Origin of the sequence: Nostoc sp. S13 (assembly GCF_029379315.1) — a bacterium.
Taxonomy (GTDB): Bacteria; Cyanobacteriota; Cyanobacteriia; order Cyanobacteriales; family Nostocaceae; genus Nostoc.
In genome coordinates this window covers 1-6,133 of record NZ_JAQYWQ010000208.1, presented here as the reverse complement: position 1 = coordinate 6,133, position 6,133 = coordinate 1, and the positions used below count along the sequence as shown (strand labels likewise).

Here is a 6,133-nt window from a genome sequence, read left to right as displayed (position 1 = left end):
AGCTCCAAAATTTCACATTACTAATCAGCTTTTCAGCCTTAACTGAACCGTATTGATTCATGAATTGCCCCTACGGGAAATCAAGGCTTTCACTGCCTTTTTGCGTAAGTCCTATATAGTAATGTTTTTCCTCGTTCCCATACTCCGTATGCGAATGCATTCATTGAGTCTCTGACTCAATTCTGACTCAATATTAACGCCGTTCTATTTATTCCCTATTTCAACTCAAATTCATCAAACTTAAATACTTCCGAATCAGGCTTGCGGGTATCAAAACGATAACTACTTATCGTACCTGTGCCCGTATCAAAGATACTGAAAACCGTAATATCATTACTTGCAATATAAGGCATCGGCTTCCCATCTTCACCCACCAAGGGAGAAATTGTTGGCACTATCGGTTCTAAACCATTGGGATCACCAAGCTTAACATAATCCTCTTGATATCCTATTGGCACTTCTCGCTTTTTGTCACCCCAAGCAGCACCGTAAGTATTGCCCACATTAGATGTTTCCAGAAAGTGCATTCCACTGGAACTAACAAAGCGGTTCCACAAATGGGAATGCCCATAGAATACCAATTGCACATTAGCTGTTTCTAGTAAAGGGACAACATCGCGGATAATATAATCTGCGTCTTTGGGATACTCGTAACGCACTGCTTTGATATTGCTGTTATCCCGTTCAATTATCTGTACTGGTTCTGTATAAGCAGGAACTATATTATCACCCAAAGTGTGGGGTGGATGATGAAACATCACAACTTTGTATTTTGCTTGTTCAAACTCAGGGCTATTGAGTTCTGCCTCTAGCCAATTGTACTGCTTGCTGCCTTTAACAATTGGCTCATAAATCATCTGTCCATAACCCCAACTTTCTGGATTATTTAAATCATTTTCTGCTTCTCGATATCTACCCTTATGCTTTCCATCTAACTTGGGTGTGCGCCACATATTCGTAACGTACAATACCACCAAACGCACATCACCAAAACTGACTGCATAATACCTTTTTCCACCCTCTTTACTTTTTGGTAAAGAGAAAATCTCTTCGTAGGTATTAGTATTAAAAGAATTATCTATTAAAGATTTCTCCGGGTAGATTTTTTGAGCAACGACACGGGGAATTGTATCATCAAATTCATCATCTAAACTTCCCGTCCTGGCAAAGCGCCCCATCACCTCATGATTGCCAATGCAAGTAAACATCGGTGCGTGTTGAATTATTTGTCCACCAGTGTACGTTGTCTTCACACCGTTGTGTGTCATTTCGTATTTAGCACGACCTTGTAAACCGGGAAACAACGCACCACCACTATTATCATCAAACCATTCTGAGGCGCGATCGCTGACATTAACCAAATCACCAGCAAACCACACTCCATCAACTCGTCCAACTGTTTCTACCACCTTTTGCAGATTTGCAGATGTCATCGGCTTTAACTGATGGTCAGAAGTCAGCAGAATTTTTAATGGTGTATCCGGTTTTGGAGTAGCTGCAAGGCTAAAAACATTACTGCTAACACTCTCGCCGTCTTCTCGCACACTTGTAATGCGATAGTTTACCCGCAAACCAGGAGTTAATCCAGTAACCTCAGCCTCATGTCGCCAAATCTCACGGTGGACGGGTTTTTGATCAACTTGACCGTCTTTGGTTTGGTTTGGAACTTTTGAGTGTTGGTCTTCACGCGTGCGACTGAGTTTAGTAGTATTTGCCTTAGCAGTATGTTTAAGATTTTCCCCGTAGGTTACTGTGTGATTAACACCAGCAAACTCAGTAAACCAAACTACTTGCACTGAGGTTTCAGTTGGCAATTGCAAAAATGGGTCGGTGAGCAGTTGGGGTGCTGATGTCATAATTGTTTGCCCAAATGAACGCACATTTACCACAGTAAAGCATATAACAAGCACAAGCATAGCCACCAAGAATATTTTACGGCTGCTTAAAGGTCTGAGCATGAGTAACATACCAAATTTTTTTAGGTGTCCGTGACTTAACGCAATTTTATTATTAGCCTTTTTGCGGACAGAGTTAAAATTTTTTCCTCCATTCAACCTCTAGTTTCAGCATTACGCTTCATCTGTAGACTTCTCCAGTTTTTATCAAGTTTTAGACTATATTTTTACTAAATTAAATGTAATTACTGAACCAAATATCATCTGAGTTAATTTAATTTATATCTTTGTTTAAACATACTACTTATATAAATTATTTCATTAGAGATTAATTGTTTTTAAGGTTATTCAGTACCTGTTATAAAACTCATATCTGATTTATCAAGTATAAATACTTATCAAAGCAGCCAATTTATGGCGAGTAGTGCAACCTTTTAAAAATATTTAACAGTGATTTAACACTGGCAGTTTTTTAAGGTTTATTAAGTACAAATTGTCTAAAAAGAGAATAAATAGCATTTTTTTTCTCGCTATCATAGCTGTTTCAGATCACGATCACCTTCTGGGGGCACAGATAGATTGACCTCACGAAGTTTAGTGAGATAATAAAGTTGTGAGGGACAGAACGGACGCAACTTGATTATTAAGGGGGAAAATTATGAAACTCCAGCTATTAGCGGCCATTGCCTTAGCAACTCCCCTATTGTTCACTAGCTCGGTTAGAGCTGGGAATCCGCAGGACTTACAAAAGCTGCTTTCAACTGGGGAATGTATCCGGTGTGATCTATCGAAAGCTAACCTCAGTGGCGCTCATTTAATTGGTGCTGACTTGAGAGGCTCGAAGCTGCAAGGAGCCAACCTTGTAGGGGCTAACCTCGAAGGTGCTGACTTAACTGGTGCAAACTTGGCAGGTGCTAACCTAACATCGGCTTATGTAACTAATGTGAATTTAAAGCAAGCCAATCTCAACGGGGTAAATTTTACTGGCGCTACGATTAACGATTCTAATGTGTATCAAGCATCAATGAATGATCTTAATCTCACTGATGCGAAAATATTTAACACTGGGATCGGTATTGGTGGAGAAGATGCCGAAATTCCCGATTGGAAATAGGCTGAACTGAGTAGGCAGGTTAAAATAAACACAACATAGGTTTTTGCAAGTTTTAAATCAGAGAAACTGGTTTTTTATCAGCATTATCCTTAAAATCTGCCAATCAAAATTGAACCCTCTCTGGCTGGTAATCACTTTACTATGACGAAAGCAGAGGGGGTTTTTTATGGGAATTGAGCCGATATCCACACAAAAATGATCCTCTTCCTAATCTCTATGAAGTTACAGATGTCAATACAGTAGGATTATTTAGGTAGCAAGTACGACGACAACAGTAAGTGTAGAAAATCTACTGCTAAGGTGAAAAGAATTGATCCTATTGTCACAATAGAATTAAGTTACTATCCCCTGAATTCCTTATGAGTGAATCTATCACTTTGACAGACGCTGGCTTATTACCAGAAGATTTGTTACCAGATGTTAGTCATTTGGTAACAGAGGATGAGCAACCCTTGGATAATCTGCCATCTGAAAAACAACAACGGCTACTGACAGAAACTCTTTACAGTTCTTGGAACGGCGCAAGTAATGCCCAAGGGTTTCTCGTGGCCGCCAATGTGGGGTTGTTTCCCAGTAGTAACCAACCGCCGATTGTGCCTGATGTATTCTTGAGCCTGGATGTACAAGTAGCTGAAAACTGGTGGGAAAAACGCCATCGCTCTTATTTCTTCTGGGACTTTGGTAAACCGCCAGAGGTGGTAATTGAAATTGTTTCAAATCGAGAAGGCAATGAAACAGGACGGAAAATCTTAGAGTATGCCAGGATGCGGGTAATGTACTACATTATCTTTGACCCAACTCGGCAACTTCGTGGTGAAGTTCTACAGATGTATGAGTTGCAAGGGCGGCAATACATACCCATGAGTGAGCAATGGCTGACTGAAGTTGAGCTAGGTTTATGTTTGTGGGAAGGTGCGTATGAAGGTAAGCGGGATGTTTGGCTTAGGTGGTGTGATGCCACAGGGAATATGATTCCTACTGGTGCAGAACGAGCCGAACAAGAACGCTCACGAGCCGAACAAGAGCGCTCACGAGCCGAACAAGAGCGAGAAGCCAAAGAAACTGCCCTGCAACGAGCTGAACGCTTGGCGGCACAGTTACGAGCATTGGGTGTTGAGCCGGAAGTCTGAGGATGGGGAATAGGGAGTAGGGAGTGGGGTAATTCAATTAATTGAAAAACGCTGTAAGAGCGAAATTGCTAGGAAACCCCTTAAAAATAAAAAACCCGCCGTAGCGGGTTAAACAACAAAACTATGAACATTGAAAACTTGATTTAGCTGGAATACCTCATTTCAGCTTCCAGTTGACGAATCAGTTGTTCGTCGCCCTTTGCTCTGGCTACTTCCAAGCGATGCTCTAGGCTTTTTTGAATATTCGCTCTGTGAGCTTCTTGTCCTTTGCTCACACTTTGTAGTCTATTTTGACTCATAGTGATTACCTTTTTAATTTTTCACTTTATGTCTTGTATTCATAACATAACACATATTTTGTAGCTGTTGTTACAGAAAAGTATTTTTTTGTGTAATTAATTTGATTAAGAATTATGTACAAGAATCAGATAGATCAACAACCACTCGTGACTTTACTGAGCGATTTTAGTGATCGCAATGTTTATGTAGGCATAATGAAGGGAGTCATAGCCCAAATTAACCCTAGACTGACGGTGGTAGACTTAACACACCAAATTCCGCCGCAAGACATTGCCGCAGCCAGGTTTTGCCTGATGAATGCTTATCCCTATTTCCCTGTTGGGACAGTGCATGTGGCAATAGTAGATCCGGGTGTAGGAAGCAAGCGACGAGCGATCGCAGTAGAATTTGCTCAAGGGTTTCTGGTAGGCCCAGATAATGGTATATTCAGTGGGGTACTCAGTCAAAGTCCAGCGATCGCAGCCGTCGAACTCACAAATCTTAACTATTGGCGAACTCCTCAACCAAGTAAAACTTTTCACGGTAGGGATATCTTTGCACCAGTGGCAGCTAGTCTTGCTAGTGGTGTCCTTCTCAAACAGCTAGGACAAGAAATAGATCCAGCAAGTTTGGTAAAACTGGATGTCGGCGAGTGCAAACAAACAACCACTGGTGTAGTGGGTTGCATTCAATATATTGACCACTTTGGTAACTTAGTGAGCAACATTCCAGGGAGTTATATCCAAGGCAAAACTTGGTGTGTGCAAACCGCACTTTTGAGTATACCAGGCGGTGAAACTTATAGTGATGTCAAGGTTGGAGAGGCGATCGCATTAGTTGGCAGTCACGGCTGGGTAGAAATTGCCATTAATAGCGGCAATGCTCACTCACAGTTGCAGTTAGGTTGGCAAGAAACGCTTCAAGTTGTGCTAACTTAAATACTGCACCTGGTGAGTGCCGCATCAAGAGAAACATCAAAGTTATATCCTCTTTCCACAGTTGGCAGATGTCCTGGGGGGAAGCTTTTAAAGTTTGGTTCCTTACCAGGTTTATACTCATATCTTTTAGTTTGCTGATTATAGTTCCACTGAATCAGCCACTCACCTGTTAACGTTTGCCATCCAACCGCGTCATACATCTTGCGATAGTCGTTTTTTTGTTCCCTCAAAATCTTTTCTTGAGCGCTAAAGCCCAACTTCCCATCACTGGCTGTACTCCAAAGCCTGTCAATGGTTTTCAAATCAACACACGAAAGTGCATTCATTTCATCTTTGGCAATAGCACCCTCCGCTTGTGCCTTAGTCCCTGCAACATCTAGCATTCTCAAGTAAGTTTCTCGGTCAGCCTTTTGCCAATCTTTACTTTGCAAATATTTCTGCAACTGGCTGTAATCGACATTGCGGGCTGTGGTAATTTCTACTTGCTTCAATGAGCTAGGATTAGTAGTTGTAGTTGTGTTAACTAAATTAGTGCTTCCTGGGCTTTTGTTCTCAGACTTAAACCGCGTTAAGGAATATCCAATCCAGCCCAAAACAGCAAATATACCTATAAGACTTGCTGTGATTAGTAAGGTTAGTACCAGAACAGTCTGATTATTCTTTGCCATTTTGGATACTTCTGATTACTTTGAACGCCCCAGATCAAATTTAGTCTAACTCTTAGAGGGTGTTTGAAAAGTCGAGCAGGTTGTAAAAAAGCTCTCTCAGTATACGCTG

At 41.2% G+C, this 6,133-nt stretch carries 6 protein-coding genes; 3 read left to right on the top strand and 3 right to left on the bottom strand.

Annotated elements, in window-relative coordinates; all coding sequences use genetic code 11:
• Positions 1 to 215 precede the first annotated feature (215 nt).
• Positions 216 to 1,856, bottom strand: coding sequence for a metallophosphoesterase family protein (locus tag PUQ00_RS31930; protein ID WP_300423945.1), 1,641 nt, complete (start codon positions 1,854 to 1,856; stop codon positions 216 to 218).
• Between the two features lie 697 nt (positions 1,857 to 2,553).
• On the opposite strand from PUQ00_RS31930, the gene PUQ00_RS31925 reads away from it, so the two are divergent.
• Positions 2,554 to 3,009, top strand: coding sequence for a pentapeptide repeat-containing protein (locus PUQ00_RS31925; RefSeq protein WP_300423944.1), 456 nt, complete (start codon positions 2,554 to 2,556; stop codon positions 3,007 to 3,009).
• Between the two features lie 359 nt (positions 3,010 to 3,368).
• A complete protein-coding gene (locus tag PUQ00_RS31920) occupies positions 3,369 to 4,139 on the top strand; it encodes a Uma2 family endonuclease (protein WP_300423943.1) in 771 nt (256 codons plus the stop codon).
• A gap of 143 nt (positions 4,140 to 4,282) precedes the next feature.
• Here PUQ00_RS31920 and PUQ00_RS31915 read toward each other — a convergent pair whose 3' ends face one another.
• Positions 4,283 to 4,438: a hypothetical protein gene (locus tag PUQ00_RS31915; RefSeq protein ID WP_300423941.1), complete on the bottom strand. Its 156-nt coding sequence runs from the start codon at positions 4,436 to 4,438 to the stop codon at positions 4,283 to 4,285.
• Positions 4,439 to 4,552: 114 nt separating this feature from the next.
• Between PUQ00_RS31915 and PUQ00_RS31910 the strand changes: the two genes are divergently transcribed.
• Complete coding sequence (locus PUQ00_RS31910) at positions 4,553 to 5,356, top strand: SAM-dependent chlorinase/fluorinase (RefSeq protein WP_300423939.1); 804 nt, start codon at positions 4,553 to 4,555, stop codon at positions 5,354 to 5,356.
• Here PUQ00_RS31910 and PUQ00_RS31905 read toward each other — a convergent pair.
• Positions 5,353 to 6,024 (bottom strand): GUN4 domain-containing protein, encoded by a 672-nt coding sequence (locus PUQ00_RS31905; RefSeq protein ID WP_300423938.1) that lies wholly within the window; start codon positions 6,022 to 6,024, stop codon positions 5,353 to 5,355. The genes PUQ00_RS31910 and PUQ00_RS31905 overlap by 4 nt on opposite strands.
• Positions 6,025 to 6,133: the final 109 nt, after the last annotated feature.